The organism is uncultured Sphingomonas sp. (genome assembly GCF_964244235.1).
GTDB lineage: Bacteria > Pseudomonadota > Alphaproteobacteria > Sphingomonadales > Sphingomonadaceae > Sphingomonas.
The window spans coordinates 1-2,376 of the sequence record NZ_CAXTII010000144.1; the positions used below are offsets into that span (position 1 = coordinate 1).

Annotated in this window: 3 protein-coding genes; 1 reads left to right on the forward strand and 2 read right to left on the reverse strand. The window is 67.3% G+C overall.

The window, feature by feature from the left end; all coding sequences use genetic code 11:
* Positions 1–72 precede the first annotated feature (72 nt).
* Positions 73–342 (reverse strand): protein-L-isoaspartate O-methyltransferase, encoded by a 270-nt coding sequence (locus ACFE7D_RS14330; protein WP_375396084.1) that lies wholly within the window; start codon positions 340–342, stop codon positions 73–75.
* Positions 339–839: a protein-L-isoaspartate O-methyltransferase gene (locus ACFE7D_RS14335; protein WP_375396085.1), complete on the reverse strand. Its 501-nt coding sequence runs from the start codon at positions 837–839 to the stop codon at positions 339–341. The genes ACFE7D_RS14330 and ACFE7D_RS14335 overlap by 4 nt, the downstream gene beginning before the upstream one ends.
* 212 nt (positions 840–1,051) lie before the next feature.
* On the opposite strand from ACFE7D_RS14335, the gene ACFE7D_RS14340 reads away from it, so the two are divergent.
* Positions 1,052–2,068: a YncE family protein gene (locus tag ACFE7D_RS14340; protein ID WP_375396086.1), complete on the forward strand. Its 1,017-nt coding sequence runs from the start codon at positions 1,052–1,054 to the stop codon at positions 2,066–2,068.
* The last annotated feature ends 308 nt before the right edge of the window (positions 2,069–2,376 follow it).

The following is a 2,376-nucleotide window of genomic DNA, read 5'->3' on the forward strand; positions in this document are numbered from 1 at the left end:
CGGTGCGCCGATGGTGCTGACGATGCTGCCGATCCTCGTGCTGACGTTCGGCGGCGGGTCGCGCGCGCGATCTCAGCCGGTGACCGGGGCACCATAGCAGAGCGGGATCGTCCGGTCGTAGAGGCCATGCGTCCCGACCGGAGTCTTGCCGGCACCGGTCAGCGGCACGAAGCTCGCCCGTCCCAGCGAACACCGATCGACGCGGCCATCGGTACGTTTGGTGATGACGACGATCTGTTCCTGGAACGTGCTTGGTCCGATCGGCATGACGAGGCGGCCGCCGGGCTTCAGCTGGTCGAGCAGCGGCGTCGGCACGGCCGCCGCTCCGGCGGCGACGATCACCGCATTGAACGGTCCGCCGGCGACCCCGCGAACCCGTCGCCCGCGCGGACATCGACGTTGCGATAGCCCTGCCGTCGCAGCCGCCGCGCCGCCGCGCGTGCCAGTTCGGGTACGATCTCGATCGAAACAACCCGTCGCACCAGCCGCGACAGCACCGCCGCCTGGTAGCCCGACCCGGTACCGATATCGAGCACGATGCCACCGGCAGGGACATGCGCGGCGACCGTCATGACGGCGACAATATAAGGATCGGAGATTGTCTGACCGAACTCGATATTGAGGGGAGCGTCGATATAGGCCAGCGATCGGGCCTCTTTTGCGATGAAGTCTTCGCGCCTGATATCCCCGACTACGGAGAGGACGCGGTCGAGTTCGGCGATATCGACCGTGGGCGCCGATGCCAGGATATCGGAGCGGATCGTTCGTACCATCATCGCACGCCGCCCCGGCAGCGACGTCGGTATCTGGGTGAACCCGTGCGTGGCGGCAGGCAGCATCGGCGGCGTGCGGCACCCGCCCAGCGGGAACAGCAGCGCCGCGGCTATGATGGCTCCACGCTTGATGCCGATGGTCCTAGACGAAGGGCCGCCCTATGGACGATGACCGGTTGGCCGTTGATAGCAGTCAAATTGATTCGTCGCAATGCCGCGGTGGGCGGCTGTTCCGCGAGGCGGGTTGGGGTATGTTGCGGCGAACACGAGGATATCCGATGATCCGTTTCTTTACCCGCACCCTCCTCGCCGCCGCCAGCTTGACGCTGATCGGTACCGCGCCGACGCCGGCACCTCGTTACGCGGTGACGGGTTCGATCGCGGGTCCCGATGGCGGCTGGGACTATGCCAGCGTCGACGCGACGACGGGCCAGATCTATGTCGCGCGCCGCACCGGCGTCACCGTGATCGATCCTGCACATCCCTTGGCCGTGCGATCGATCGGCACCGTCGTGCGCGGCCATGCGGTCGTCCCGATGCCCGATCAGAATCTGCTGCTCGTGACGAGCGGCGGCGACGACAGCGTGCGGCTGATGGACCCCGCCGACGGGCGCGAAGCGAGCCGTATCGATGTCGGCCACAATCCGGATGCCGCCTTTTACGATGCGACGCATCGCCGCGCCGCCATCATGAACGCGAAAAGCGGCACGGTGTCGGTCATCGACGTCCCGACGCGCAAGGTCGTGCGGACGATCGCGCTGAAGCCGGGTCTCGAATTCGGCCAGGCGGGTCCCGGCGACACGCTGTTCGTCAACAACGAGGATGCGAACGAGATCGAGACCGCGAACCTGGCGACGGGTGCGGTCGGCCCCGCGATCCCGCTGCCGGGCTGCGAGGGGCCGGCGGGCCTTGCCTATGACGCGCGCCGCCACCTGCTGATCAGCGCGTGCGCGAACGCGAAGGCGGCCGTCATCGACGCGGACACGCGGCGTGAGGTGGCGTTGCTGGACATCGGCCGGGGCGCGGACGCGGTGATCCTGGATGCCCGCGCGCGGCTGGCGTTCATCCCGTGCGGCAGGAGCGGTTCGCTGACGATGATCGCGCTGGCGTCTGCGATTCCGACGGTGGTCGCGACGATCCCGACCGAACCGGGCGCGCGGACCGGCGCCATCGATCCGCGTACCGGCACGCTCTACTTGCCGACCGCACGCTTCTCGCCACCGGTGACGACCGGCGGTCGCCCCGTGGCGCAGACCGGCAGCTTCCACGTGCTGGTGGTGAAAGCCGGCGGCTGATACGCGCCGGTTGTTGCGGTTGGCCTGCGATTTCTGAACTGCTAAGCCCGACCTCGATCAGCGGTGCAACGACCTCTTGTTGCGGTTGGCCTGCGATTTCTGAACTGCTAAGCCGGGGCGGGTGCTTGGCGAAGGTTGCCAGCGTTGCGGTTGGCCTGCGATTTCTGAACTGCTAAGCCGTCATGTAGTCCACGACCTCGGCGACGTAGTTGCGGTTGGCCTGCGATTTCTGAACTGCTAAGCGCCCGTCCGCTTGATCGTGCCCCACGGCGTGGTGTAGCTTCGCCGGTGTGATCACGGCGATCTCC

Excerpts from the sequence above, each read along its gene's own strand:
- ACFE7D_RS14335 (WP_375396085.1), bottom strand. The coding sequence starts at position 839 with ATGCTGCCTGCCGCCACGCACGGGTTCACCCAGATACCGACGTCGCTG.
- ACFE7D_RS14340 (WP_375396086.1), top strand. The coding sequence starts at position 1,052 with ATGATCCGTTTCTTTACCCGCACCCTCCTCGCCGCCGCCAGCTTGACG.